Origin of the sequence: Mesorhizobium sp. 1B3 (assembly GCF_050958605.1) — a bacterium.
Classification (GTDB): Bacteria; Pseudomonadota; Alphaproteobacteria; order Rhizobiales; family Rhizobiaceae.
On the sequence record NZ_JBJHDO010000008.1, the window covers coordinates 230,993 to 255,030 of the forward strand.

The 24,038-nt window shown below is 63.9% G+C and carries 27 protein-coding genes; 14 read left to right on the top strand and 13 right to left on the bottom strand.

What is annotated here, in order from left to right; all coding sequences use genetic code 11:
• The first annotated feature begins 56 nt into the window (after positions 1-56).
• The 3 genes from ACCO56_RS21865 (at position 57) to ACCO56_RS21875 (ending at position 1,776) form a co-directional block, all read left to right on the top strand.
• Entirely contained in the window at positions 57-689 is a 633-nt protein-coding gene (locus ACCO56_RS21865; protein WP_433642968.1) for a hypothetical protein, read from the top strand.
• Between the two features lie 185 nt (positions 690-874).
• A complete protein-coding gene (locus ACCO56_RS21870) occupies positions 875-1,303 on the top strand; it encodes an OsmC family protein (RefSeq protein ID WP_433642969.1) in 429 nt (142 codons plus the stop codon).
• A 203-nt stretch (positions 1,304-1,506) separates the two neighbouring features.
• The gene (locus ACCO56_RS21875; protein WP_433642970.1) at positions 1,507-1,776 is read left to right on the top strand and encodes a hypothetical protein; all 270 of its coding nucleotides are present in this window, start codon (positions 1,507-1,509) and stop codon (positions 1,774-1,776) included.
• Between the two features lie 325 nt (positions 1,777-2,101).
• Here the strand turns inward: ACCO56_RS21875 and gyrB are convergent, their stop codons facing one another.
• Both gyrB and ACCO56_RS21885 read right to left on the bottom strand, forming a co-directional pair.
• Entirely contained in the window at positions 2,102-4,549 is a 2,448-nt protein-coding gene (gyrB, locus tag ACCO56_RS21880; RefSeq protein WP_433642971.1) for a DNA topoisomerase (ATP-hydrolyzing) subunit B, read from the bottom strand.
• 138 nt (positions 4,550-4,687) lie between these two features.
• Positions 4,688-5,674 carry a LysR substrate-binding domain-containing protein gene (locus tag ACCO56_RS21885; RefSeq protein ID WP_433642972.1) on the bottom strand — a complete coding sequence of 329 codons (987 nt, stop codon included), beginning with the start codon at positions 5,672-5,674 and terminating at the stop codon, positions 4,688-4,690.
• 46 nt (positions 5,675-5,720) lie between these two features.
• Between ACCO56_RS21885 and ACCO56_RS21890 the strand changes: the two genes are divergently transcribed.
• From ACCO56_RS21890 to ACCO56_RS21900, 3 genes are all read left to right on the top strand, one after another.
• Positions 5,721-6,206, top strand: coding sequence for a (2Fe-2S)-binding protein (locus ACCO56_RS21890; RefSeq protein ID WP_433642973.1), 486 nt, complete (start codon positions 5,721-5,723; stop codon positions 6,204-6,206).
• A gap of 2 nt (positions 6,207-6,208) precedes the next feature.
• The gene (locus ACCO56_RS21895) at positions 6,209-8,407 is read left to right on the top strand and encodes a molybdopterin cofactor-binding domain-containing protein (protein WP_433642974.1); all 2,199 of its coding nucleotides are present in this window, start codon (positions 6,209-6,211) and stop codon (positions 8,405-8,407) included.
• 61 nt (positions 8,408-8,468) lie between these two features.
• On the top strand, positions 8,469-9,494 hold the full coding sequence (locus ACCO56_RS21900; protein ID WP_433642975.1) for a Gfo/Idh/MocA family protein: 1,026 nt from the start codon (positions 8,469-8,471) through the stop codon (positions 9,492-9,494).
• A 4-nt stretch (positions 9,495-9,498) separates the two neighbouring features.
• Here ACCO56_RS21900 and ACCO56_RS21905 read toward each other — a convergent pair whose 3' ends face one another.
• Positions 9,499-10,065 carry an NADPH-dependent FMN reductase gene (locus tag ACCO56_RS21905; RefSeq protein WP_433642976.1) on the bottom strand — a complete coding sequence of 189 codons (567 nt, stop codon included), beginning with the start codon at positions 10,063-10,065 and terminating at the stop codon, positions 9,499-9,501.
• Positions 10,066-10,235: 170 nt separating this feature from the next.
• Here ACCO56_RS21905 and ACCO56_RS21910 point away from each other — a divergent pair, with 170 nt between their 5' ends.
• On the top strand, positions 10,236-11,606 hold the full coding sequence (locus ACCO56_RS21910) for a cytochrome P450 (protein ID WP_433643043.1): 1,371 nt from the start codon (positions 10,236-10,238) through the stop codon (positions 11,604-11,606).
• 7 nt (positions 11,607-11,613) lie between these two features.
• Here ACCO56_RS21910 and ACCO56_RS21915 read toward each other — a convergent pair whose 3' ends face one another.
• From ACCO56_RS21915 to rsmI, 3 genes are all read right to left on the bottom strand, one after another.
• Positions 11,614-12,432, bottom strand: a complete 819-nt coding sequence (locus tag ACCO56_RS21915) for a cyclase family protein (RefSeq protein WP_433642977.1) — start codon at positions 12,430-12,432, stop codon at positions 11,614-11,616.
• A gap of 77 nt (positions 12,433-12,509) precedes the next feature.
• Positions 12,510-12,872: a YraN family protein gene (locus ACCO56_RS21920; protein ID WP_433642978.1), complete on the bottom strand. Its 363-nt coding sequence runs from the start codon at positions 12,870-12,872 to the stop codon at positions 12,510-12,512.
• Positions 12,865-13,770 carry a 16S rRNA (cytidine(1402)-2'-O)-methyltransferase gene (gene rsmI, locus ACCO56_RS21925; RefSeq protein WP_433642979.1) on the bottom strand — a complete coding sequence of 302 codons (906 nt, stop codon included), beginning with the start codon at positions 13,768-13,770 and terminating at the stop codon, positions 12,865-12,867. The genes ACCO56_RS21920 and rsmI overlap by 8 nt, the downstream gene beginning before the upstream one ends.
• A 95-nt stretch (positions 13,771-13,865) precedes the next feature.
• Between rsmI and ACCO56_RS21930 the strand changes: the two genes are divergently transcribed.
• A complete protein-coding gene (locus tag ACCO56_RS21930) occupies positions 13,866-14,042 on the top strand; it encodes a hypothetical protein (RefSeq protein WP_433642980.1) in 177 nt (58 codons plus the stop codon).
• 235 nt (positions 14,043-14,277) lie between these two features.
• On the opposite strand, the gene hemW is transcribed toward ACCO56_RS21930, so the two are convergent.
• Genes hemW through rph form a run of 4 tightly spaced genes read right to left on the bottom strand, consistent with a single transcriptional unit; the run spans position 14,278 to position 17,253 of the window.
• Positions 14,278-15,441 (bottom strand): radical SAM family heme chaperone HemW, encoded by a 1,164-nt coding sequence (gene hemW, locus ACCO56_RS21935; RefSeq protein ID WP_433642981.1) that lies wholly within the window; start codon positions 15,439-15,441, stop codon positions 14,278-14,280.
• Positions 15,438-16,085, bottom strand: coding sequence for an RdgB/HAM1 family non-canonical purine NTP pyrophosphatase (gene rdgB / locus ACCO56_RS21940; RefSeq protein ID WP_433642982.1), 648 nt, complete (start codon positions 16,083-16,085; stop codon positions 15,438-15,440). The genes hemW and rdgB overlap by 4 nt, the downstream gene beginning before the upstream one ends.
• The gene (locus ACCO56_RS21945) at positions 16,085-16,513 is read right to left on the bottom strand and encodes a VOC family protein (RefSeq protein WP_433642983.1); all 429 of its coding nucleotides are present in this window, start codon (positions 16,511-16,513) and stop codon (positions 16,085-16,087) included. The genes rdgB and ACCO56_RS21945 overlap by 1 nt, the downstream gene beginning before the upstream one ends.
• Before the next feature lie 23 nt (positions 16,514-16,536).
• Entirely contained in the window at positions 16,537-17,253 is a 717-nt protein-coding gene (rph, locus tag ACCO56_RS21950; RefSeq protein ID WP_433642984.1) for a ribonuclease PH, read from the bottom strand.
• Between the two features lie 140 nt (positions 17,254-17,393).
• On the opposite strand from rph, the gene hrcA reads away from it, so the two are divergent.
• From hrcA to ACCO56_RS21970, 4 genes are all read left to right on the top strand, one after another.
• The gene (gene hrcA / locus ACCO56_RS21955) at positions 17,394-18,464 is read left to right on the top strand and encodes a heat-inducible transcriptional repressor HrcA (RefSeq protein WP_433642985.1); all 1,071 of its coding nucleotides are present in this window, start codon (positions 17,394-17,396) and stop codon (positions 18,462-18,464) included.
• 10 nt (positions 18,465-18,474) lie between these two features.
• Positions 18,475-18,768 (top strand): putative quinol monooxygenase, encoded by a 294-nt coding sequence (locus tag ACCO56_RS21960; protein ID WP_433642986.1) that lies wholly within the window; start codon positions 18,475-18,477, stop codon positions 18,766-18,768.
• Between the two features lie 127 nt (positions 18,769-18,895).
• Entirely contained in the window at positions 18,896-19,534 is a 639-nt protein-coding gene (gene grpE, locus ACCO56_RS21965) for a nucleotide exchange factor GrpE (RefSeq protein ID WP_433642987.1), read from the top strand.
• Between the two features lie 222 nt (positions 19,535-19,756).
• Positions 19,757-20,392 (top strand): trimeric intracellular cation channel family protein, encoded by a 636-nt coding sequence (locus ACCO56_RS21970; protein WP_433642988.1) that lies wholly within the window; start codon positions 19,757-19,759, stop codon positions 20,390-20,392.
• Positions 20,393-20,401: 9 nt separating this feature from the next.
• Here the strand turns inward: ACCO56_RS21970 and ACCO56_RS21975 are convergent, their stop codons facing one another.
• A complete protein-coding gene (locus ACCO56_RS21975) occupies positions 20,402-21,394 on the bottom strand; it encodes an adenosine kinase (RefSeq protein WP_433642989.1) in 993 nt (330 codons plus the stop codon).
• Between the two features lie 292 nt (positions 21,395-21,686).
• Here ACCO56_RS21975 and ACCO56_RS21980 point away from each other — a divergent pair, with 292 nt between their 5' ends.
• Complete coding sequence (locus ACCO56_RS21980) at positions 21,687-22,427, top strand: sulfate transporter family protein (protein ID WP_433643044.1); 741 nt, start codon at positions 21,687-21,689, stop codon at positions 22,425-22,427.
• 10 nt (positions 22,428-22,437) lie between these two features.
• On the opposite strand, the gene ACCO56_RS21985 is transcribed toward ACCO56_RS21980, so the two are convergent.
• Positions 22,438-22,671 (bottom strand): YdeI/OmpD-associated family protein, encoded by a 234-nt coding sequence (locus ACCO56_RS21985; protein WP_433642990.1) that lies wholly within the window; start codon positions 22,669-22,671, stop codon positions 22,438-22,440.
• 147 nt (positions 22,672-22,818) lie between these two features.
• Here ACCO56_RS21985 and ACCO56_RS21990 point away from each other — a divergent pair, with 147 nt between their 5' ends.
• Positions 22,819-23,274 carry a DUF2214 family protein gene (locus ACCO56_RS21990; RefSeq protein ID WP_433642991.1) on the top strand — a complete coding sequence of 152 codons (456 nt, stop codon included), beginning with the start codon at positions 22,819-22,821 and terminating at the stop codon, positions 23,272-23,274.
• Here ACCO56_RS21990 and nth read toward each other — a convergent pair.
• On the bottom strand, positions 23,268-24,038 hold the full coding sequence (gene nth / locus ACCO56_RS21995) for an endonuclease III (RefSeq protein ID WP_433643045.1): 771 nt from the start codon (positions 24,036-24,038) through the stop codon (positions 23,268-23,270). The two genes, ACCO56_RS21990 and nth, sit on opposite strands and share 7 nt — an antisense overlap.

Here is a 24,038-nt window from a genome sequence, read left to right on the forward strand (position 1 = left end):
GAAGGGCCGTAGCGTGCGCGGCGAGAGAAGGTCGCGCACGCTCGGTTGCGGAAGACATGAAACGCTTCAGCGGATGTTTATTGTTCGTGGCGTCGCTTCTTCTGGTGTTGGGCACCTTTGAGATGCCTGCGTCGGCAGCCCCCGCCGATAAGTCAAAAGCAACATCGGAAGCACGGCAGCGACCCGCGAAGGTCAAGGTAAAGTCATCCAAGTCGAAGGGCGGCTACTTCATCGAGTTCCGTTCCCGCTACGCCCTCAGCTACGGGCATTCCTTCGTCATCTTCGGCCGGATGAGTCCATCGGGAAAGATGATCAATCCCGAAGTCGCCGGCCTCCACCCGAAATCGGACAGTGTCGTTCCCTATATGTTGGGGCACATTTTTCCTGTTCCGGCCGAGACGGGCTGGAGCGACGGAGATCTCGAAGATCAATACAAGTCGGCTAACTGGCGCGTCATGGTGAGCAAGCCGGAATACGATAAGGTCGTTGCCTATATCCGCAAGAAACAAGCCAGTTCGCCTGTCTGGCACGCCGCCTTGTACAACTGCAACGCCTTCGCCGCCGATATTGCTCGCTTCATGGGTTACAAGACACCCAATCACTTGCTCATGCCGCAGGATTTCATGACGAAGCTCAGGGAATGGAACGGCGGTCCGAACGCCATAGGCAGCACTGGTCCCCGCGGTTAGAACTTTTTTTGCGGCCGAGTGTCATCGCTTGACGTGGCGCGAACGCGCCGCCGCGGTCGGACGTGTCGCCGATCGTGACGCTGAAGCGGGGCATGGACAACGCTTCGGCGATATGATGGGAACGTTTGAACGAAGCGGCGGCCCGGGGGGCCGGCGGTTCACCATCGTCATCGCTGGAGGCATTCATGAAAGCACGCATCAAATGGGTCGAAGACCGGACCTTCGTCGGCGAATCCGGAACTGGCCACAAGCTGGTGCTCGGCACTTCCCATGGCGAGGGTGGCAAGACCCCGGGACCGAGCCCGATGGAGCTGGTGCTGATCGGCACGGGCGGCTGCTCGGCTTATGACGTCGTCCATATCCTCGAGAAAGGCCGCGAGGCGGTCGAGGATTGCGTGGTCGAACTGGAGGCGGAGCGTGCGGAAACCGAGCCCAAAGTGTTCACCCGCATCCACATGCATTTCGTCGTCAAGGGGCGTGGTCTGTCTCCGGCGAAGGTCCAGCGCGCGATAGAGCTCTCCATCGGAAAATACTGCTCGGCATCCGCAATGATGGCCAAGACGGCCACCGTCACCCACGATTTCAAGGTCGTGGATACGACGATCGGGCAATAGCGGCGTTATTTATTTTCCGCTGAAATCAAGCATCGGCATCGAGGCGGGCCACATGTCCGCCTCGATGCATATTGAAACATAAGAACCAGCTTGAAACAGAAAGATACACTTCTGATTCGGACAGGAAAAACTCCCGAGACACGATTGCGATATATGTTCGCCTCAGCCGAAATCGCTCGGCAACATTCGACCAGGAGTTAGAAATGTCAAAGATTGTTATGTCTGTTCTGGTTATACTTGCTTCGGTTGGTACAAGTTCGGCGCAGAATGCGCCTTATCCCGGCACGCTTGCCTCGGATCTGCGGCTGGCTTCTCAGAGCGACAGGAACGACAGAGGCGTTGTTGCGAAGCGGGTGAAGGCGTTTTCCCTGGCGCGGCAGCCGGTAATGATCCCGAACGGCTATGGCCTGTCGCTGGGGCGCATCAAGCCGATCATCGACGTGCGCAACGATCGGTTGCACTATGGGCGATAGTCGAATCGAGGGGGGCCCGGCTGGCTCGATCCCCAGAGGGCGTAAACTCTTCCGGGTTCTCGCTCCCATCGGCCGTCTGGCGCCGGGAGCGTTACCACAAACAGTGCGGATACCGCGACAGCTATAGCGGTAGAACCTCCCCCAGCGGCGCGGGCTGCCGTGCGAGCCTCCTGGAAGAGGTCTTCAGAAAATGAACCCGCGCAAGAGGCGAGTCCAGCTGAGCGGACTGCCCTACAGCGCATCGCGTAAAAAATTCGCGCGACGCGCTGTAGGTTCTTGATTGCGCATGTCTCCCGAAACCGCTGCACACTTTCGGGAGAGAGCTTCAAACGTCCAGATTGGCAACGCTGAGCGCGTTTTCCTGGATGAAGTCCCGACGGGGCTCGACCTCGTCGCCCATCAGCCGGGCGAACAGGTCGCCGGCTTCCGCCGCGTCGCTGACGTTCACCTTCAGCAAGGAACGTACGTTGGGATCGAGCGTGGTTTCCCAAAGCTGCTCGGCGTTCATCTCGCCCAAGCCTTTGTAGCGCTGGATCGAGAGACCCTTGCGCCCGCTGGCGAAAATGGCGTCGAGCAGGGCGAGCGGGCCCGGAAGCGTTTCCGAACTTTCCTTTCGACGCAATACGGGAGGAGCCGCGTAAATCTCGCCGAGACGTGGAGCGTAGCGATCGAGAGCGCGGGCATCGGCCGAGTTGAGCAGCGCCATGTCGAGCACCGCCGTCTCCTTCACGCCCCGCACAGTCCGCTCGAAGACATAACCGCCCGGACCCTCATTGGAGGGGTTGGTGCGGCCCTGCCAGCCGCGCTCGGTGTCCTCGGCAATGGCGTCGAGGCGCCGGGCGATAATTTCGGCCATGGCCGTGGCGCGCGCCGGATCGGAAGCAATGTCCGGATTGAGCCCGCCGGCGATCGCAGCCTGCTCGACGACGGAGCGATTGTAACGCGAATGGAGGCCGTTGACGAGGCTGCGCACACCGAGCGCGTCCTGCACGGCGGCGCGAAGGTCCTGGCCGGCGCGGACCTCGCCGGACGGCAGCGACAGTATCGCGTCCTCCAGTCCAGTGTCGATGAGGAAGTCCTCGAAGGCGGCTTCGTCCTTCAGATATTGCGCACTCTTGCCCTTTGTCACCTTATAGAGCGGCGGCTGGGCGATGAAGAGATGCCCACGCTCGATCAATTCCGGCATCTGCCGGAAGAAGAAGGTGAGCAGAAGCGTACGGATGTGAGCGCCGTCGACGTCGGCGTCCGTCATGATGATGATCTTGTGATAGCGCAGCTTGTCGGCGTTGAACTCGTCCTTGCCGATACCCGTGCCGAGCGCCGTGATCATCGTGCCGATCATATCGGAAGAAAGCATGCGGTCGAAACGCACGCGCTCGACATTCAGGATCTTGCCGCGGAGCGGCAGGATGGCCTGGTTCTGGCGTGACCGGCCGCTCTTGGCCGAGCCGCCGGCCGAGTCGCCCTCGACGATGAACAGTTCCGACTTGGCGGGATCGCGCTCCTGACAGTCCGCGAGCTTGCCGGGCAAGGAGGCGACATTGTTGAGGGACGACTTCCGCGTCATCTCGCGCGCCTTGCGCGCGGCCTCGCGCGCTGCAGCGGCCTGGATGACCTTGTCGACCACGACCTTGCCTTCGCTGGGATGTTCTTCGAGCCAGGTGCCCAGCGCCTCGTTGACGAGGTTCTCGACGACCGGGCGAACCTCGGACGAGACCAGCTTGTCCTTGGTCTGCGAAGAGAATTTCGGATCCGGAACCTTGACCGAGAGAACCGCCGTCAAACCTTCACGGCAGTCGTCACCGGTCAGTGACACTTTCTCTTTCTTCGTGGTTCCAGAGGAATCGGCATAACCCGTAACCTGGCGAGTCAGGGCCCCGCGGAAGCCCGCGAGATGGGTGCCGCCGTCGCGCTGCGGAATGTTGTTGGTGAAGCAGAGCACGTTCTCGTGGTAGGAATCGTTCCACCACATGGCAACTTCGACGGTGATCCCGTCGCGCTCCGCGCGGATCGCAATGGGGTTGTCGATCAGCGGTTTCCTGGCGCGATCGAGATAGCGCACGAAGGCTTCCAGCCCGCCGTCATAGAGCAGCTCCTGGCTTTTCACATCGGCGTGGCGCTTGTCGGTGAGCAGGATACGCACCCCCGAATTCAGGAAGGCGAGCTCGCGCAGGCGGTGCTCCAGCGTGTTGTAGTCGAACTCGACCATGCTGAAGGTGTCCGGAGAAGGCAGGAAGGTGACCTCGGTGCCCGTCTCCTCGCCGGCATCGCCGGTTTCACGGAGCGGCGCATCGGCCGCGCCGTGGGTGAAGCTCATCTCGTGGATACGTCCCTTGCGGCGGATCTTGAGCCTGAGCCAGACCGACAGGGCGTTGACCACCGATACGCCCACGCCGTGCAGGCCACCGGAGACCTTGTAGGAATTCTGGTTGAACTTCCCGCCGGCGTGGAGCTGCGTCATAATGACCTCAGCGGCCGAAACGCCCTCGCTCGGATGAAGATCGGTCGGAATGCCGCGGCCATTGTCGGTGACAGTGCAGGATCCGTCGGGGTTGAGCGTCACGGTGACCAGCGTCGCATAGCCCGCCAGAGCCTCGTCGATGGCGTTGTCCACCACTTCGTAAACCATGTGGTGGAGGCCCGACCCGTCGTCAGTGTCGCCGATATACATGCCCGGCCGCTTGCGAACGGCTTCCAAGCCCTTCAAAACCTGGATGGAATCGGCATCGTACTTGGCTGCTTCGAGGGGCGTGTTCTCGGACTGATCGCTCATGAACTGCTTTCGTTGATATATCGCGAAAAAAGACGCGTCGAATCCTTTCCGAATCGCGCGTCTCCCAACGATCAAGATATAGGCTTTCCCAGGCCTTTTTCCAAGTTTTTCCAGGCTTTTCGTGGTGAAAGCAAGGCGTTAGGCACCGAATTCCGAGATCCGTGAGGACGCCGTCTTTTTCTGCGTCTCGGGAGGCTGCGAGCGCATGTATTCAGCGAGCGCCTGGCGCATATGGGCAACGAAGGCGCGCAGCTTCGGCAGGGCCTGGGAACGACTGGGGTAGTAGAGGAACATGCCCGGCGTCTCGGGCAGATATTCCCGCAGAACCAGCTCCACCCGACCGTCCCTCGCCATCTCTTCCACCAGCGGCTCGGCCACATAGCTCAGCCCGATGCCATCCAGCGTCGCGGCAATCATGACCGCCGTATCGTTGACGATGAGCGGTCCCTGGACGGCGATCTCGAAGCCCTGCCCGTCCTTCTCCAACTCCCAACGGTAGATGCCGTTGGAACTCGTCTGGCGAAAACGGATACAGGCATGGTGCTTCAGGTCCTCGGGGGTACACGGCCGGCCCCGGCGTCGGAAATAGTCGGGCGAACCGGCGATCGCGAAACGGAAAGGCGTGCTAACACGCAACGCCACCATGTCGGCCTGAAGGGATTCGCCCAGTCGGAAGCCGACGTCGAAGCCTTGTTCGACGATGTCGACGAAGCCGTCATTGGCATAGACTTCAACCTCCACGCCGGGATAGGCGGCCAGGAAGGACGGCAGAACCGGACCGACAAGGCTCGCGATGACGCCGCGGGAGGCGTTGATGCGCAAGAGGCCGGACGGCCGCTCGGACAGCGAGCGTGCCGCGTCGAGAGCCTCGCGGAAGCCCGCCATGGCCGGCCGGGCGCGCTCGAGGAAACGCTCGCCTGCTTCCGTCAGGCCGACGCTGCGGGTGGTACGGTGAAACAGCGCGATGCCGAGCCGGGCTTCCAGCGCCTTGATGGTTTGGCTCAGCGCCGAAGGCGAAACGCCGAGTTCAGCCGCGGCGGCGCGAAAGCTGCGCCTTTCCGCCACCAGCAGGAAGGCCGGTATGCCGTCCAGGTCTCGGTCGCCGATTGTGAAATCCGACTTCATGGTTCGTACAGATTATGACAGATTATCGGAACGTTGAAGAGGCGCGATGCTGGGCGCAGCAATCGCAGGAGCGCCCATGCCGATCCACCTCTCCATCAATGGCAAGCCCTTCGACTTCGACGGCGATCCGGACAAGCCCTTGCTCTGGGTGCTGCGCGAGGAGGCGAGGCTGACCGGCACCAAATATGGCTGCGGCGTTGCCGCCTGCGGCGCCTGCACCGTGCATCTCGACGGCGTGGCGACCCGCTCCTGCTCGGTTCCGGTCGAGGCGGCCGCAGGCGCCGAGATCGTCACCATAGAGGGGCTGTCGGCCGGCGGCGCGCGGCACCCCGTCCAGCAGGCCTGGGAAGAGCTTCAGGTTCCGCAATGCGGATACTGCCAGTCCGGCATGATCATGGCGGCATCGGCCCTCCTTTTGGAGAACCCGCATCCGACCGACGCCGACATCGACGCGGCCATGACCAATCTTTGCCGCTGCGGCACCTATCCCAGGATCCGCAAGGCGCTTCGATCCCTGGCAGCCGGAGCCTGACAATGCGGCGCAGGGCTTTCCTACTTGGCTCGGCGGCGATCGCCGGAGGTCTCGTCCTCGGCTACCGCGCCTGGGCGAGGAGCTATGACCGCGCGGCGATCGGCCAGGTGCAGGGCGAGGGCGAACACCTTCTTGCCGGCTGGCTGAAGATTGCCGCCGACGATACGGTCACCGTCTATATCCCGCATATCGACATGGGGCAGGGCACGCATACCGCGCTCGCCATGCTCGCGGCCGAGGAGCTCGACGCGGACTGGTCGAAAGTGAGGACCGAGCGCGCGCCCGGCGAAAAGACATTCGCCAACCAATTCCTGGCGCGAGGCTGGATCATCCAGGACCGGAAATTCCCGCTGGTCGACAGTGCAGTCGACATGGCCTTCGAGGAGATTTCGCGCATCATCAACCTGCAGATCACCGGCGGTTCGACGGCGGTGCGCATGACAGGCCGTTACGGCATGCGGCAGGTGGGCGCTGCGGCGCGCGCCATGCTCGTCGACGCGGCCGCGGCACGCTGGAACGTGCCCCCCGCCCGGCTCGTCGTTCGCGACGGGATCGTTTCCGACGCGGTTTCGGGGAGGACGGCGCGTTTCGGCGAGCTGGCTGAGGACGCGGCGCGACTGCGCGTGCCGGACGATGTCGCGTTGAAGCCGGCGAGCGCATGGCGCATTGCCGGCACATCGCCCGGCCGGCTGGATATTCCTCCCAAGACCGATGGCAGCTTCCGCTATGGGATCGACCTCGAACTCCCGGACATGCTGTATGCCGCCTTGCGGGCTGCTCCGGTCCACGGCGGAACGTTGGTCGAAGTCGACCTCGCGCCGGCGCGTTCCATGCCAAGCGTCATCGAGGCGTTGCGGACGGAACGGGCGGTTGCCGTGCTCGCGTCGAGTTGGTGGCAGGCCAGGCGTGCCGTCGACGCGCTCGAACCGCGCTTTTCCGATGGCGGAGCAACGATCCGCGACAGCGGTGCTCTCCATGCCGAGCAGGAGCGGCTACTCGCCGCCGGAGATGCAACGGCCATGGTCACGCTTGGCGACGCCGCGAAGATCCTGCGCCAGGCACCGGACGCCAGACGCATTGCCGCAGGCTATCGTGTTCCCTACCTGCATCATGCGGCGATGGAGCCTATCAATCTCACTGCGCAGCTTGATGGCGGCCGACTGACCGTGTGGGGCGGCGAGCAGGATGCGCTGGGCGCCAAGGCCCGACTCGTGGCGCTTTCCGGCTTGCCGGCGCAAAAGGTGACCTTCCACGGGCTTGCCGCGGGGGGCTCGTTCGGGCGGCGCATTCCGGACGCGGCCGACTATCTCGACTATGTCATGCCGTTGGCGCTTGCGGCTTCGCCGCGCCCGGTGAAGCTCATCCTGTCGCGGGAGGAGGAGTTCACCCATGGCGCCTATCGGCCCGCGCTGGCGACCCGGATGGAGGCCGCGTTGGGCGGCGACGGCTTGCCGGTCGCCTGGTCGCAGACCTTCCTTGCCGGCCCGACGCGCAACGAGGGCTTCGGTCTTGCCTATGCCATTCCCCACCAGTCGATCCGCGCAGTCGAGTTCGCCACCCATGTTCGAACCGGCACATGGCGCTCGGTGGCGCATACGCAGCACGCCTTCTGGACCGAGAGCTTCATCGACGAACTGGCACATGCCGCCGAGCGGGATCCCTACGAATACCGCCATGCGTTGCTGCCTGCGGGTTCCCGTGAAAGGAAGGTGTTGGAAACGGTAGCGGAAAAGTCCGGCTGGGGCACGCCTTTGCCCGCCGGGCGAGGCCGAGGCATAGCCATCGCCGAAAGCTACGGCACGATCGCGGCCCACGTCGTTGAAGTCTCGCTGGGGGAAGGTGGGCTGCCACGCGTCGACCGTGTCGTGGCCGCCATCGATTGCGGCACCGTCATCCATCCGGACACGGCACGCGCCCAGGTTGAAGGCGCTGTCGTCATGGGGCTGAGCGCAGCGCTCTTCGAGGAGATCACAATCGACGGCGGCGCTGTCCAGCAGGCGAACTTCCACGATTATCCGATCATGACGATCACCGACCTGCCCGAGATCGAGGTGATCTTTCTTTCAAGCGACGCGCCCTGGGGCGGGCTCGGCGAACCTGGCCTGCCGCCCGTTGCGCCGGCGCTCTGCAACGCGATCTTCGCTGCTGGAGGGCAGAGAATACGTTCGTTGCCGATCCGCAAGGCGCTGCGGCAGGCGTAGCTGTTCAGGCGGCGGGACGGCGGCTACAGTCCTGCTCCGAACTTCTATGGGGGATCGTGGAATGAGCAAACGCATCGGCATCGTGGGGCTCGGCATGGCGGTCACGCCACATGCCAGAGGCCTGCTCGACCTGGCCGATCGCGTGGAGGTGGCCTACGCTTTCAGTCCGAGCGCCCAGCGGAGACGGGATTTCGCCGACCGTTTCCCGTTTCCGCTCTGCGATAAGCTGGAAACGATCCTCGACGATCCCTCGGTCGATGCGGTGCTCGTGCTAACTCCGCCCAACACCCATCTCGACGTCGCCGGCCGATGCGCGGCGGCGGGCAAACATGTTCTCTTGGAAAAGCCCGTAGAGACCACCACGGCACGAGCCGGGCAACTTATCGGCGCCTGCCGGAGGGCGGGCGTGACGCTCGGTATCGTCCTGCAGCACAGGTTCCGTCCGGCAGCCATGCAACTGGCCGGTTTGCTGAGGGACGGCGAGCTTGGCGCGATCGTCGGCTGCTCGGCGGTCATCCGCCTGTGGCGCCCGCAAAGCTACTATGACGAGCCTGGACGAGGCACCCTGGCGCGCGATGGCGGCGGCGTGCTGATGTCACAAGGTATCCACACGCTCGACCTGATGCTGAGCCTGGCGGGCCAAATCGCGGAGGTGACCGGCTTCAGCAGCACCACGCCGGTCCATCGCATGGAGACCGAGGACATGGTTTGCGCGGCCGCGCGCTTCGCCAACGGCGCCATCGGCACGATCGACGCGACGACGGCCGCCTATCCCGGCTTTTCCGAACGCATCGATCTGACCTGCGAGAAGGGCACGGCCAGCTTCGCCGGCACCGCGTTGAACGTGGCGTTCCGGGACGGGCGCGTGATCGAGGCCCGTCCCGATGGCAGCGCGGGTGGCACCGGCGCGGATCCGATGGCCTTCCCGCCTGATTACCATCGCGCCGTCATCGCCGATTTCATCGACGCCATCGCGTCCGGCCGGCCGCCGAAGGTGACCGGCGACGAGGCGCTCGAGGTCCATCGCCTGATCGACGCGCTCATCGAGACCGGCCGCAGCGGAAAACCGGCGGTCGTGGCCGTCTAAGCCCTCAGCCGCGCAGCGGCTTCAAGGCCTCGCTCCAGCGATGGAGTTCGTCCAGCATGGCGCGTGCGCCGGTGTTGACGATGTCGGTCGGCGTGAAGGCGCCGTCCTCGGTGAGGAATTGCGGGAAATTGGGGAGCGGCACCCCTTCCGGAATGGAGACCACCTTCAGCGTGGACAGGATCTGCTTTTCTGTCTGCACCGCGCGCAAGCCGCCGGATATGCCGCCATAGCTCAGAAAACCGGCCGGCTTGTATTGCCATTCGCGCGACAGGTAGCTGATGGCGTTCACCAGTGCCGGCGGGGCGAAATAATTGTATTCCGGCGTGACGAAGACGAAGGCGTCGCCGGCATCGACCGAGGCCGACCAAGCCTTGGTATGTGCGTTCTCGTATTCGCCGAGACGCGGATGCTTCGGTTCGTCGAAGATCGGAAGCTTGAAATCGGCAAGATCGACAAGGACCGGCTCGAACTTGCCGTGCTCGCGGGCGAAGTCGGCCAGCCAGCGGGCGAAAACCGGTCCGACGCGGCCCGGCCGTGTGCTGGCGATGATGATGTTCAGTTGGTGTGGCAATTCAGTTTACCTTAGGTTGTCAGTATACAAAGGTGACCGAGTGCTCTTAAGCGCCCCAACGGCTTCCGCGCAAGAGGGCACTTCGATGTGACCGAGTGTGCCGCGGGTGACTGGCGCGTCAGCCATGGACGGGCAGGGAGCCCATCCCTACATTCACAAGCGAGCCGATGATGGATACGAAACCAGCCCCCTTTGTCCCGCCTGCGCCGAAGCCCCGCTCGAAGCCGCCCTCGACGCTCGAGATGATGCGCATCGTCTATCGCAACCCGCTCGAGCTTTGGGGCGAGCCTTCCTATAACGAGCCTTGGATTTCCGTTTCAGGCATCGGCGGGCCGCTGGTGATCGCCAACGATCCCGGGCTCATCAGGCATGTCCTGGTCGACAACGCCAGGAACTACAAGATGGCGACGGTGCGCCAGAAGATCCTGCGGCCGATCCTGCGCGACGGGTTGCTGACGGCCGAAGGCGAGGTCTGGAAACGGTCGCGCAAGGCCATGGCGCCCGTCTTCACGCCGCGCCACATCTTCGGCTTTGCTCCGCCCATGCTACGCTGCGCGGAGGCGTTCGCGGCGCGCTATGAAAATCTCGACGGGCCGACCGATCTTGCCCGGGACATGACGGAGCTGACCTACGAGATTCTCGCCGAGACACTGTTTTCGGGCGAAATCGCCGGCGAGCCCGGCAGCTTTTCCCGTCAGATCGACCATCTTTTCGAGACCATGGGGCGCGTCGATCCGCTCGACCTCCTGCGCGCGCCGGACTGGCTGCCGCGCATCACCCGGCTGCGCGGCCGCAAGACCATGGCCTATTTCCGCCAGATCGTCGCCGACACGGTGGCGATGCGCGAGGAGCGCGTGCGTCGGGATCCCGATGCCGCGCCGCAGGATTTCCTGACGCTTCTCCTGCGCGCCGAAGGGCCCGACGGGCTGACCAGGGCGGAGATCGAGGACAATATCATCACCTTCATCGGCGCAGGCCATGAGACGACGGCGCGCGCGCTTGGCTGGACCATCTATTGCCTGGCCGAGGCGCCGTGGGAGCGTGAACGCATCGAGGCGGAGATCGATCGAGTCACGGCCAGCGAACCGGATCCCGTCAGATGGCTCGACGCCATGCCCTTGACCAGGGCAGCCTTCGAAGAAGCGCTCCGGCTCTATCCGCCGGCACCGTCGATCAACCGGGAGCCGATCGAGACCGATCGCTACCGCGACCTCGTGCTGCCCAAGGGCGCCCAGGTCCTTGTGATGCCCTGGACGGTGCACCGTCACCGCAAGAACTGGATCGATCCCGACGCGTTCCTTCCGGAGCGTTTCCATCCCGGCAATCGCGAGAAGATCGACCGCTTCCAGTACCTGCCCTTCGGCGCGGGCCCTCGGGTCTGCATCGGCGCGAGCTTCGCCATGCAGGAAGCGGTGATCGCGCTCGCCGTGCTGCTCAAGCGTTATCGTTTCGATGCCGTCGAAGCGACCAAACCTTGGCCGGTGCAGAAACTGACGACGCAGCCCCAGGGCGGCCTTCCGATGGCGGTGTCGAGGCGGTAAGTCCTGATCAGACGAGGGCAAACACCCGTGCCGGCCCGCCCGTGCCGCCACGGACCTTCGGCGCGCCGACGACGATGGTCGCACCCGTGGCCGGCAGCTTCTCCAGATTGGCTACGCCCTCGATGCCGTAGCGTCCGGCCGGCAGCCAGGTGTTGTGAACGATGAAGTCGGGCGAGGCGCCGAAATCCAGCGACAGCGTGTCGACAACGATCGCCTTCGTCGAGGTTTCCAGCAACTGCTTGGCCGCTTCGACGTGGAAGCCCGGGAAGTGCATCGTCTTTCCGTCCGCGCCGACATTGCGGAACTTGTCCGAACCGACATGGGCGCCCCAGCCAGACAGCATGGCAACCACCGCGCCTTCGGGCAACTCGCCGTTGGCGGAGGTCCAGGCCTTGATGTCGTCGGGCGTCACCTGCGCGTCCGGGGTGTCCGTCGCCTTGGCGCGGATATCGATGACGACCAGCGGCGCGACGAGGTCTTCGACGGCGAGTTCGGCAACCGACTTGCCGTCGGCTGAAAAATGTAGCGGCGCGTCGATATGCGTGCCGGTATGCTCGTTGATGCGCCATTCGTTCAGGTTGAACGTATGGTCCTTGAAGTTGAACTTCTGCTCGATGAAGAGTTGCTGGTCGCCGAAATAGGTCGGGAACTTGTCATAGAGTTCGTGCGTCAGGTCTTCCGCCTTGCTCGGCGCGGCTTTTTGGGCAAACAGCGGTGTCGGCTCGGCAGTCGCCGCAACAACGGCAGCCCCCGCCGCGGCGGCAAAGAAGCTGCGACGGCTCAGCATGTTGGACTTCACGTTTTCGATTACGCAATGGTGGCACATATCGTCTCTCCCAGGTGATGTTCCCGGAGGAAGAGTGTGCCGGAAGTGACGCTAGGGCAAGGGCCGGATTTCCAGCCTCACCGCCGCCCCTGAAAGATGTTTTCGACATGGACCGGCCAGCGGCGCGGCAGCACCGCCACCATGTCGAACCGCATGGACAGCCGGGCATGGTCAGGCTGCCGGGCGAGCCAGAGATCGGCGGCGCCCTCGATCCGCCATGCCGATTCCCTTCCGACAGCGTCCATGGCTTGGGCCAATGTCGGCCGTGCCTTGACCTCGACGATGACCACGAGGTCGCCGCGCCGGGCGATGAGATCGATCTCACCGAGCTTGGTCCGGTAGCGGCGCGCGACGATGCGATAGCCCTTGAGCATTAACGCGAGAGCGGCGAACCATTCGCTGCGGTGGCCACGGCGGTAGGCCCGCAGCCGGTCAGCCACGTGCCGTGCCTTTCAATTCGAGCAGCCGGCGGTAGAGGTCGCCTTTCCTGGCACCTGTCATGTGCGCCGCCTCCGCAGCCGCCTTGGAAGCCGGCATCTCGTCGGCGAGCGAAAGCAGCAACCGGTCGATGTCCTCTGGCCGGCTTTCTTCCGCCGCCAGGGGCGGGGCGACACAGATGACGATCTCGCCCTTGGGCGTTTCCGCAGTGGCGTAGCCGGCCGACAGCGTGGCGAGCGTGCCGGTGCGGATCTCCTCGAAGGTCTTGGTCAACTCGCGCCCGACTGCGGCAGCGCGCGACCCGCCGAGCACGTCAGCCATGGCGGCCAGCGTGTCCGCGAGCCGGCGCGGCGATTCGAAGAAGACCAACGTTGCCGGCACTGCCTTCAGCTCTTCCAGGCGCGTCCGGCGCTGGCCGTCTTTTACCGGCAGAAAGCCGGCGAACAGGAAAGCGTCCGAAGGCAGGCCCGAAGCAGTGAGAGCGGCGAGAACGGCCGATGCACCGGGGATCGGGATAACTCGAAAGCCGGCGACGAGCGCCTGCGCGACCAGGCGGTAACCGGGATCGGAAACGAGCGGCGTGCCCGCATCCGAGACGAGGGCGACGCTTCGCCCCTCCGCCAGCGCCGCGATCAGCCGTGGGCCGGCTTCCGCGGCATTGTGCTCGTGGTAAGGGATAGACCTCTGTCGGATACCGTAACGGTCGAGCAGCACGCGGGTAACCCGCGTGTCTTCGCAGGCGAGCACATCCGCGCCGGCCAAGGTCTCAAGCGCCCGCAAGGTGATGTCGGCGAGGTTTCCGATTGGGGTCGCGACGAGATACAGCGCCGGTTCGAGCGGCCGAGCGATGATCGCCGTCCCGCCAACCATATAGGACCGTTTGGTGTCCGCCTCGCTCATGCCCTCGGTCTTTCCTCGTCAGGCCGCGTTTTTCTGTACAGCCAGGAACAAATCGCATTTTTCGCGTGTTCTAGTCCGCATGCGGGAGGAAGACCATGGATAGCCTCCAGATCCAGGACGTATTCGATCCCTATTATGTCGGGCGCAAGCCGTTCCTACCAAAAACGCTTCAACCTCCTACGGCGGTGAAGACGCGCAAGAACGCCGGTGAAAAAAAGCCGAGGGATGGCAAGGACAAGGATGAGACGACCGCGAACCGTGGTTCACTCTAGACATTTCTCAGCCAGGTAGAATCGCTTTGCGTCGCACAATGCGGCAAGAACAAAGAGCGCTGTCCTGCGTCCTAAAAGGACGCAGAACGCCTAAGAGACCGTCTGAGAATTCTACTCCGGCGGACATCTGCCGCGGTTTTTTGCGCTTCCGGTGCTCAGGTACCTCACCTACGCTCCGCTCCGGTTCTCGAAAACCACGCCATCTGCCCCGCCGGAGCGAATTCTCAAAGGGTCTCTAACGGGCGAGATCGGCTACGACCGCGTCGAGCACAATCATGCCCGCAGGCGTCGCCTTCAGTCGCGAATTGCCGATCGGCGCCACCAGACCCTCTTCCTGCAGGATGGCGATCCGGGCCGAAGAAAGGGTTTTTCCGGACAGCATCTCGTACCGGGCAAGGTCGATTCCCTCCCCAAGCCGCAACCCCATCAGGAGGAACTCGTCGGCTTCCTCGGTCCGGTTGAGCACCTCGCCGCCGGTGATGCCGTGCCCGCTGGTCTCTACCAGGCCGAGCCAGGTTTCCGGCATGCGCTCGGCCACCGTGACGACCCGGCGGCCGTCCTCGACAAAACGGCCATGCGCGCCCGGTCCCACCCCGACATATTCTCCATAGCGCCAATAGGTGAGATTGTGCCGGCTTTCCGCACCGGGCCGGGCGTGGTTCGAAATCTCATAAGCCGGGAGGCCGTGCGCGGCGGTGACGGCCTGGGTCACCGCATAAAGTTCGGCGGCGTGCTCGCCATCGGGAATGGTGAACTTCCGCGCGGCGTGCAGCGCGTGAAAAGGTGTCCCTTCCTCGATGGTGAGCTGATATAGCGACAGATGGTCGGCGGCGTGGCCGATCGCCTCGACCAGTTCCGCTTCCCAGGCCTGCGGCGTCTGCCCGGGCCGGGCGTAGATCAGGTCGAAGGACAGGCGGGGAAATATCTCACGAGCCAGGCCGATCGCGTGCAGCGCCTCCGCGACGTTGTGGAGCCTGCCCAGGAATTTGAGATCGCGATCGTTCAATGCCTGTACGCCGAGCGACACGCGGTTGACGCCGGCCGCGCGATAGCCGCGGAAGCGTTCGGCCTCGACCGAGGACGGGTTGGCCTCCAGCGTGATCTCGGCGCCCGGCGCGAGCGTCCAGTTGGCTTCTACGGCCCCGAGCACGGTGGCGACGGTCTCGGGCTTCATCAACGACGGCGTGCCGCCGCCGAGAAAGATGCTGGTCACCGTGCGGGGTCCGGTGCGCGCGCGCATCGTCGCGATTTCCACGGCGAAGGCACGGGCGAACCGCTCCTGATCCACCGCCTTGTGGCGGACATGCGAGTTGAAGTCGCAATAGGGGCACTTTGCCGCGCAAAACGGCCAATGAATATAGACGCCGAAGCCCGGCGCCCTGGGTTCGCTGTCTGTCATGGGGAGCCGAGGCGGGCCCTGGCGAATTTCTGGAACGCGCGGGCCCGGTGTGACAGCGCCGTCGGCTGACCCGGTTTCCAGCCGTGCTTCTCCGTTGCCGTCATTTCGCCGAAGGTCCGCTCGTGGCCGTCCGGAACGAAGACGGGGTCGTAACCGAAGCCCAGTTCGCCGCGCGGTGGCCAGACCAGCGTACCTTCTGCCTCGCCGCGGAAATATTCGGCATGCCCGTCGGGCCAGGCCAGGCAGATGACGGCGACAAAGCGACCGGTGCGGCCGGCCGGCTGAGTGGCGCCGGCCTCCTGCAGCAAGTCCTCGGTCTTGCGCATCGCCATGGCGAAGTCGCGGGTGCCGTCGGGTTTCTCGGCCCAATTGGCGGTATAGACCCCGGGCTGGCCACCGAGAGCGTCGACGACGAGGCCGGAATCGTCGGAGAGCGCGGGCAGGCCGGTCGCCTCGGCTGCGGCGAGCGCCTTGATATAGGCGTTCTCTTCGAAGGTCGTGCCGGTTTCGTCGGGTTCCGCGAGACCATAATGTTTCGCCGATTTTGCCTCGAAGCCGAACGGCTCCATCAACTCGGCGAATTCGCGCAGCTTGCCGTCGTTATGGCTGGCGACGACGATCTTCCGGCCATTCAGATGATGCATCAAAAACCCCAGATTCGTGGTTCGGCGAATTCGATGGAATTGCCGGACGGATCGCGGAAATAGATGGAGCGGCCGCCTTTCGGCCATTCGAAATCGGCCTCTATGGCAATCCCACGGCCCTCGAGATGGGCCTTCCATCGCCCGATTTCATCGGCTGTCGCGGAAAAGCAGGCATGTCCTTGCCCGGTCATGCCGTGTGGCGGCACCGGGAGACGGGCATCGGGCGGCGGCGGGACCTTCGTGGCCTCGGCGTTGAACAGCAGGAGCACGGCATTGCCGCAACGAAAGAAGACGTGTCGGCCCTCGACCTTGACGATGACCGGCAGGCCCAGCGTTTCGGTGTAGAAACGTTCCGCGGCGGCGAGATCGCTCACATAGAGCGCCGTCTCGAGGATGGCGGAGGGGCCGGGCGGGGGAGCTTCGGTCATGGCGACTCCGACTTGTGCCCTGTTCAGGCAACCGCCATCTGTTGAAGGCTGACCAGTCGGGCGATTCCCTTCTTGGCCAGGCCCAGCAAAGCGGCGAACTGTTCCTCGGTGAAGGGCTCGCCCTCCGCGGTGCCTTGGATCTCGACGATGCCGCCCTTGCCTGTCATCACGAAATTGGCGTCTGTCCCGGCTGCCGAATCCTCGAGATAGTCGAGGTCGATCACCGGCTGGCCCTCATGGATACCGCAGGAGATGGCGGCGACATGGTCCTTCAGGACCTTGGCAACGTTGACCATGCTGCGCGCCTCCATCCAGCGCAGGCAGTCGTGCAGGGCCACCCAGCCGCCGGTGATCGCCGCAGTACGCGTTCCGCCGTCGGCCTGCAGCACGTCGCAGTCGACGGTGATCTGCTGCTCGCCCAGCGCCTGCAGGTCAACCACGGCGCGCAGCGAGCGGCCGATAAGGCGCTGGATCTCCAGGGTCCGTCCGCCCTGCTTGCCAGCGGAAGCCTCGCGGCGCATGCGCTCGCCGGTCGAGCGCGGCAGCATTCCGTATTCGGCGGTCACCCAGCCCTTGCCGGAATTGCGCATCCAGCCCGGCACCTTTTCCTCTAGGCTCGCCGTGCACAGGACATGCGTGTCGCCGAATTTCACCAGGCACGAGCCTTCAGCGTGTTTCGACACGCCGCGCTCGAAGGTGATGGCGCGCATTTCGTCGAATTGGCGTTTGGAGGGGCGCATCGGCTCTTTCTCTGGACTTGAATCGTGGGCGGTTCTTAGCCCCCTACCGGCATCAGCGCAAAGGAAAACCGGACGCCACGGGCAGTTGTGTTCCGCTCCCGCCTGTCTATATCATCTTCCGGCAGGAGGTTTCATCGACAATGACGAAGCCCGTCACGGACCAGACCCTTCAATCGCTCGACACGCGCTCGCGCGACATCTTCCGGCAGATCGTCGAAACCTATCTGAGGGACGGCGAGCCGCTGGGCTCGCGCAATCTGTCGCGCATGCTGCCTCAATCGCTTTCGCCGGCGACCGTGCGCAACGTGATGAGCGATCTCGAGCAGCTCGGCCTCATCTACGCGCCACATATATCGGCTGGCCGGCTTCCGACGCAGCGCGGCCTGCGCTTCTTCGTCGACGCCTTCATGGAACTCGGCGATCTCTCCGACGAGGAGCGCCGCGTCATCGAAGCCCAGGTGAAGGCATCCGGCAGCGGCGCGACGCTGGAACACATGCTGATCGAGGCCAGCCAGATGCTGTCCGGCATGTCCCGTGGGGCAGGACTCGTCCTGGCCGCCAAGAACGAAGTGCCGCTGAAGCATATCGAATTCATCCAGCTCGAGCCTTCGCGCGCGCTGGCCGTGCTGGTTTCGCAGAGCGGCGATGTCGAGAACCGTGTGATCGACCTTCCGGCCGGCGTCACCGCCTCGCAGCTCCATGAAGCCTCGAACTTCCTCAACGCCCATATTCGGGGCCGCACGCTCGCCGAGGCGCGCAGCGACATCGCCAGCATCAAGGAGGAGACCAAGGCCGCGCTCGATACGCTGTCCCAGGATCTGGTGGAGCGCGGGTTGGCTGTATGGGCCGGCGCGGAGAGCGGATTGCCGGCGCGGCTCATCGTGCGCGGCCGCGCCAACCTGCTCGAGAATGTCACCGCGCAGGCGGACCTCGACCTCATCAGGCACCTGTTCGAGGATCTGGAGACGCAGGACGGCCTCATGCAATTGCTCGACCTCGCCGAGCAGGGTTCCGGTGTGCGCATTTTCATCGGCTCGGAGAACAAGCTGTTTTCGCTTTCGGGCTCCTCGTTGGTAGTGGCGCCCTATCGCGATAAGGATTCGCGTGTCATCGGCGCATTGGGGGTCATCGGTCCGACCCGACTCAACTATGCCAGGATCGTACCGATGGTCGATTATACCGCGCAGGTCATCAGCCGGATGATGCGCTAGGGAGGAGAGCATGTTCGGTCTGATCGTCAAGATGCGTTCCCAGCCCGGCAAACGCGATGAGTTGATCGCGCTGCTCCTAAGGAGCACCGATGCCATGCCGGGTTGCCTGAACTACGTTGTGGCGAGGGACCTGGCCGATCTCGACGCGATCTGGATTAGCGAGGTATGGGACGGCGAGGCGAGCCACAAGGCCTCGCTGTCCCTGCCGGAAGTCCAGGCTACGATCGCCGAGGCGCGTCCACTCATTGCCGGCTTCGATTCCAGCGTGCGGACCGAACCCGTCGGCGGTGTGGGGATTTCCTGACAAGAGCAGATGAAGCGGGGTCGAGCCACGCAAGACCGCTTAGGAATGGAATCCCTTCCGCCCCTTGATTTTTATACGCTGAACCTCGATATCGGGCGCGACTTCAGGAACCATTTCGAGGACGGTGATGAGCGATCAGGCAAAAGACGAACGCACGCCCGAGGAAATCGCACAAAACGAGACGGCTGGCGAAGCTGCAGCCGGAGCAGAGATCGGCGGCGATTACGAGGTTGTCGTCAAGCTGATCAAGGAGAATGAGGAGCTGAAGGACCGCGCGTTGCGCGCCGCGGCCGACATGGAGAATCTGCGCCGCCGCACTGCGCGCGAACTCCAAGACGCCCGTACCTACGCGATCGCCAATTTCGCCCGCGAGATGCTGTCGGTGTCCGACAACCTGCAGCGCGCGCTCGACGCGATTCCCGCGGAGGCGAAAGCTGCCGGTGATGCCGGCTTCAAGGCGCTGATCGAAGGTGTCGAACTCACCGAACGCGCGATGCTGTCGTCGCTCGAACGCCACGGCGTGAAGAAACTCTCTCCGCAGGGCGAGAAGTTCGACCCGAACTTCCATCAGGCCATGTTCGAGGTTCCGAACCCCACGGTACCTGCCAATACGGTGGTCGAGGTCGTGCAGCCCGGCTATTCGATCGGCGACCGCGTTCTCAGGCCTGCGATGGTCGGTGTTTCCAAGGGCGGACCGAAGCAGGCTCCGGCCGAGGCACCCGCAGAGCCCGGCCCGGTCAACGAGCAGGCCGAAAAGGACGCCTGAGCGAGCCTCGAAGGCCGCACTTCGCTAGCGCTCGGATCCATGCGGAATTGAGCTCTGCGCCCGGAGGCGGAGTGCGGATCAGGGTGCCGCAAATCCGCCCTCCGTGTCCGTAGCTAAGACGCTGGGAAGCTCTCCAGGCCGTCGCCTCGCGGCGGCGGTTGATTTCGGCCTGTTTTGCTGCCCTCTTTCGAGAGAGCAGGCTTTGCGCGCAAGAGAGGCCGAATGAACCCGATTCTCTATCTCGACTATGCGGGCGTTGCCGTCTTTGCCGCCACCGGGGCGCTCGCTGCTTCGCGCAAGCAGCTCGACATCATCGGCTTCCTTTTCCTGGCGAGCGTGACGGGCATGGGCGGTGGCACGCTGCGCGACCTGATCCTTGATGTGCCGGTATTCTGGACGGTGAATCATGGCTATGTGCTGGTCTGCGCCGCGGCGGCAATCGTCGTGTTCTTCACCGCCCATCTCGTGGAATCCCGCTACAGGCTTCTGCTCTGGCTCGATGCGCTCGGCCTGTCGGCCTATGCGGTTCTCGGCGCGGACAAAGGATTGGACGCGACCGGCTCTCCCGTGATTGCGCTGGTCATGGGCATGTTGACGGCAACCTTCGGCGGTATTGCGCGCGACGTGCTTGCCGGCGAGCCATCCGTGCTGTTGAGGCCCGAAATCTACGTAACAGCCGCCGTGGTCGGCGCGGCGACCTATACGCTGCTGGTCCATTTCTTCGGCGTTGCCGAGATGGCCGCGGCGCTGACGGCCTTCGCCGCAGCCTTCGTCGTGCGCGGCGGCGCGCTCAGATTCGGATGGACCTTCCCTGCCTATCGCAGCCGGCCGGGACGGCGGCCGGAGGATATCAAGTAACAGGGGCTATCAGAGGAGCCCGACCTGCTCGGCTTCGTGCTTGAGATTCTTGTGGGGGCGCGGGCCGATATGCTGGATGACCAGCCCCGCGGCGAGCGAGCCGAGATCGCCGCATTCCCTGAGGCTGCGGCCTTGGGTATACCCATGGAGGAAGCCGGCCGCGTAGAGGTCCCCGGCGCCGGTGGTGTCGACGAGTTCCCTGATCGTCGTTGCCTGGATGGGCACCGTCTGGTCGCCGCGCACGATGATCGAGCCTTTCTCAGAACGCGTGACGGCTGCGATCTTGCAGTCCTTGCGGATGGCGGCCAGTGCCTCGTCGAAGGAAGCGGTCTGGTAAAGCGACTTGATCTCGTGGCTGTTGGCGAAAACGATATCCACCGTGCCGGAACGCATCAGGTCGAGAAATTCGCCGCGATAGCGGTCGACGCAGAAGGAATCGGAGAGCGTCATCGACACTTCCCTTCCGGCGGCATGGGCGTATTGCGCCGTGAGCCGGATAGCCTCCTTGGCCCGAGGCGGATCCCACAGGTAACCTTCGAAATAGGTGACCTTGGCGCCGCTTGCCTTTTCCGCCTCGACGTCCTCCGGTCCGAGCTCGACGCAGGCGCCGAGATAGGTGTTCATCGAGCGTTCCCCGTCCGGAGTCACGAAGATCATGGAACGGGCCGTTGGCGGCCGGCCGGAAAGAGGCATGGTGTCGAAGGCGACGCCCTGGGCGCGGATGTCATGGGTATAGATTTCGCCGAGCGGATCCTGCGAGACCTTGCCGAAGAAGGCCGCGCGTCCGCCGAAGCTTGCCACGCCGGCGGCCGTGTTGCCGGCGCTGCCGCCCGAGGCTTCGATGGCCGGACCCATCCGGCTATAGAGCAGTTCGGCGCGATCGGCGTCGATGAGGTTCATGGCCCCCTTGATGATGCCGTTCTCGACGAGGAAGCTTTCCTCGCATTGGGCAATGATGTCGACAATGGCATTGCCGATGCAAAGAACGTCGTAATCGGCCATCAACTTCTCCGAAAAACCATTGGTTCCTACAACGACGCGCGCCCGTTCGGACGCGCGGCTCTGTCACTTCGATCTACGCATCGCTTTCCCAAAAATCTCGAACGGGTCCGATGCGATAGGCCTTCTGCCATGCCGGCCGGGCGCGGGTCTACAGCATCGTGCCCGAAAATGGAAACCGACCTTTTTTACAAAAGTGCAGTCGGCCCGTGCCGCGGCGGCGGAGAGAATGCGTCGGTCCCTTGCGATGCCTCGACAAGCCGCCTATCTCGGCCGGGATGGAAGGGTTCGCAACATGATCGTCGAGGCAGCGCGCGCCGCGTTTTTCCGCCTGTTCACGCCGGAGTTCCGGACCGTTTTCCTGAAGTCGCTCGGCCTGACGCTCCTGGCGCTGGTCGGCCTCTGGTTCGGACTCAAGGAAATTTTCGACTGGCTGGCGCTGCCGTGGATCGACGTGCTTTTGCCGGGGTTCCCGTCCTGGGCCGGGTGGCTGGCCTTCGTCGCCGCCCTGCTGGCAGGCATAGGTCTCGCGCTGGGGCTCGCCCTGCTGATCGCGCCCGTGACGGCCGTCATAGCCGGCCTGTTCCTTGATGATGTCGCCGAAGTCGTCGAGCGGACCGATTATCCAGGAGAGGCGCCCGGCAAGCCGGTGCCGATCCTGACCGGACTGATCCTCTCTATGAAGTTCTTCGGCGTCGTCGTTCTCGGCAATATCGTGGCGCTTTTCCTGCTGCTCATCCCAGGCATCAACATAGCCGCCTTTTTCCTCGTCAACGGCTATCTGCTCGGACGCGAGTTCTTCGAGTTCGCCGCCATGCGGTTCCGGTCGGAAGCGGAAGCGAAGGCGATGCGGCGCAAGCATTCAGGTACGATCTTCCTGGCCGGCCTGGTGATCGCGGGATTTCTGGCCGTTCCCCTTCTGAATCTCCTGACCCCGCTCTTCGCGGCCGCCATGATGGTTCATCTGCACAAGATGTTGTCCACAGGGGATCCGGAATTCTCGGCATCGGGGGTTACGCTGCGCCGAGCGGCGTGAGCCGGCCAGCTCAGCGGCCGCCCCGCCAGGCCATTCGCATATAGACGTCGCCGCGCTTCAGCTCGTCGACCATCTGGGCGAGGCGCTTCCGGCGCGTCTCCTCGCGTTTCGGACTGGCAATCCACCAGAGATAGTCGTTCTGTTGATAGTCCGGTCGCGCCTCGTAGGCAGCCATCAGTTCTTCCTCCACGAGGGCATCGCGGACGAAGCCGGGCATGGGGTTGCGGTCACGTTTCAGGGCCATGGCGCAGCGTCGGCCGTCAGCTGCGTGATGTCAATCGATGCCCTCTCCGCCCTGACAGAGGTGCGGCCGGTGCGCGGAGCGATGAATTTGACAGTGTCAAGATAATCCGATATCTGGACTTTACATTGTCAAATTGAGGGACCCGGCATGGAACTGATCGATCTGGCTCTGGCCGTTTTGCATCATTTCGCTGTCTTCCTGCTGGCCGGCGTTCTGGCGGCGGAGCTGGTGCTGATCCGTCAGGGATTGGCGGTCAAAGGCCTGGTACTGCTCGGGCGTCTCGATGGCGCCTACGGGACGCTTGCCGGTCTGGTCATCCTGATCGGCGCCGGGCGTGTCGTCTTCGGCGCCAAGGGATGGGAATATTATGTCTACTACTGGGCCTTTTGGGCGAAGATGGTGGCCTTCGTCGGGGTCGGTCTTCTGTCTCTGCAGCCGACCGCGCGTATCCAGCGATGGCGCAAGCAGGCGGCCGGGGTTGCCGGCTATGTCGTGCCGGATGCCGAGATTTCCGCCCTGCGTGGTTTCCTGCAGGCCGAAGTCGCGGTGTTTGCCTTTGTCCTGCTCTTCGCCGCCGTCATGGCCAGAGGCATCGGTTACTGAGCGGCTTCGACCAGCGAAGCAACCGGCACCAGGGGAGCCGGAACGGAATTGGTCTTCTCCGGCCACTTGCAGAGATCGGCGATCACACAGAGCTGGCAGTCCGGCTTGCGCGCCTTGCAGACATAGCGGCCGTGCAGGATCAACCAATGATGTGCGTGGCGCATGTATTCGTCAGGGATGATCCGGATCAGTTCCTGCTCGACCGCCTCCGGCGTCTTGCCCGGCGCAAGCCCGATCCGGTTGCCGATCCGGAAAATATGGGTGTCGACCGCCATGGTCTTGTGGCCGAAAGCCATGTTGAGCACGACATTGGCTGTCTTGCGCCCCACGCCCGGCAGTTCGACCAACGCTTCGAGGTCACCCGGAACTTCACCGCCATGATCGCGGATCAGCGCCTGGGAAAGCGCGATCACGTTCTTGGCCTTGTTGCGCCAGAGCCCGATCGTTCGGATATAGCGGCCGAGCCGTTCCTCGCCGAGCTCCACCATCTTCTCGGGCGTATCCGCCACCGCGAAGAGCGGCCGGGTCGCCTTGTTCACGCCGGCATCCGTCGCCTGCGCGGAAAGCACGACCGCGACCAGCAGAGTGAAAGCATTGACGTGCTCCAGCTCCCCCTTCGGCTCCGGCCGCTGGATGGAAAAGCGGCGGAAGATCTCATGGATCTCGGCGGGCGTGTAGAGGGTCTTGCCGCGGCGGCCCGGCTTCGGGACCTTTCGCCGTGACGTGGCGTCGCTGGGCTTTTTTTGGGTTTTCGCCTGTCGCAT

Bases quoted from the DNA above. Each gene is read 5' to 3' on its own strand.
- hrcA (WP_433642985.1), top strand. From the start codon at position 17,394: ATGACGAAGCCCGTCACGGACCAGACCCTTCAATCGCTCGACACGCGC.
- grpE (WP_433642987.1), top strand. From the start codon at position 18,896: ATGAGCGATCAGGCAAAAGACGAACGCACGCCCGAGGAAATCGCACAA.
- ACCO56_RS21865 (WP_433642968.1), top strand. From the start codon at position 57: ATGAAACGCTTCAGCGGATGTTTATTGTTCGTGGCGTCGCTTCTTCTG.
- ACCO56_RS21960 (WP_433642986.1), top strand. From the start codon at position 18,475: ATGTTCGGTCTGATCGTCAAGATGCGTTCCCAGCCCGGCAAACGCGAT.
- ACCO56_RS21945 (WP_433642983.1), bottom strand. From the start codon at position 16,513: ATGACCGAAGCTCCCCCGCCCGGCCCCTCCGCCATCCTCGAGACGGCG.
- rdgB (WP_433642982.1), bottom strand. From the start codon at position 16,085: ATGCATCATCTGAATGGCCGGAAGATCGTCGTCGCCAGCCATAACGAC.
- ACCO56_RS21885 (WP_433642972.1), bottom strand. From the start codon at position 5,674: ATGAAGTCGGATTTCACAATCGGCGACCGAGACCTGGACGGCATACCG.
- ACCO56_RS21980 (WP_433643044.1), top strand. From the start codon at position 21,687: ATGATCGTCGAGGCAGCGCGCGCCGCGTTTTTCCGCCTGTTCACGCCG.
- ACCO56_RS21975 (WP_433642989.1), bottom strand. From the start codon at position 21,394: ATGGCCGATTACGACGTTCTTTGCATCGGCAATGCCATTGTCGACATC.
- rph (WP_433642984.1), bottom strand. From the start codon at position 17,253: ATGCGCCCCTCCAAACGCCAATTCGACGAAATGCGCGCCATCACCTTC.
- ACCO56_RS21895 (WP_433642974.1), top strand. From the start codon at position 6,209: ATGCGGCGCAGGGCTTTCCTACTTGGCTCGGCGGCGATCGCCGGAGGT.
- ACCO56_RS21915 (WP_433642977.1), bottom strand. From the start codon at position 12,432: ATGTGCCACCATTGCGTAATCGAAAACGTGAAGTCCAACATGCTGAGC.
- rsmI (WP_433642979.1), bottom strand. From the start codon at position 13,770: ATGAGCGAGGCGGACACCAAACGGTCCTATATGGTTGGCGGGACGGCG.
- ACCO56_RS21910 (WP_433643043.1), top strand. From the start codon at position 10,236: ATGGATACGAAACCAGCCCCCTTTGTCCCGCCTGCGCCGAAGCCCCGC.
- ACCO56_RS21875 (WP_433642970.1), top strand. From the start codon at position 1,507: ATGTCAAAGATTGTTATGTCTGTTCTGGTTATACTTGCTTCGGTTGGT.
- hemW (WP_433642981.1), bottom strand. From the start codon at position 15,441: ATGACAGACAGCGAACCCAGGGCGCCGGGCTTCGGCGTCTATATTCAT.
- nth (WP_433643045.1), bottom strand. From the start codon at position 24,038: ATGCGACAGGCGAAAACCCAAAAAAAGCCCAGCGACGCCACGTCACGG.
- ACCO56_RS21870 (WP_433642969.1), top strand. From the start codon at position 875: ATGAAAGCACGCATCAAATGGGTCGAAGACCGGACCTTCGTCGGCGAA.
- gyrB (WP_433642971.1), bottom strand. From the start codon at position 4,549: ATGAGCGATCAGTCCGAGAACACGCCCCTCGAAGCAGCCAAGTACGAT.
- ACCO56_RS21970 (WP_433642988.1), top strand. From the start codon at position 19,757: ATGAACCCGATTCTCTATCTCGACTATGCGGGCGTTGCCGTCTTTGCC.
- ACCO56_RS21930 (WP_433642980.1), top strand. From the start codon at position 13,866: ATGGATAGCCTCCAGATCCAGGACGTATTCGATCCCTATTATGTCGGG.
- ACCO56_RS21985 (WP_433642990.1), bottom strand. From the start codon at position 22,671: ATGGCCCTGAAACGTGACCGCAACCCCATGCCCGGCTTCGTCCGCGAT.
- ACCO56_RS21900 (WP_433642975.1), top strand. From the start codon at position 8,469: ATGAGCAAACGCATCGGCATCGTGGGGCTCGGCATGGCGGTCACGCCA.
- ACCO56_RS21890 (WP_433642973.1), top strand. From the start codon at position 5,721: ATGCTGGGCGCAGCAATCGCAGGAGCGCCCATGCCGATCCACCTCTCC.
- ACCO56_RS21990 (WP_433642991.1), top strand. From the start codon at position 22,819: ATGGAACTGATCGATCTGGCTCTGGCCGTTTTGCATCATTTCGCTGTC.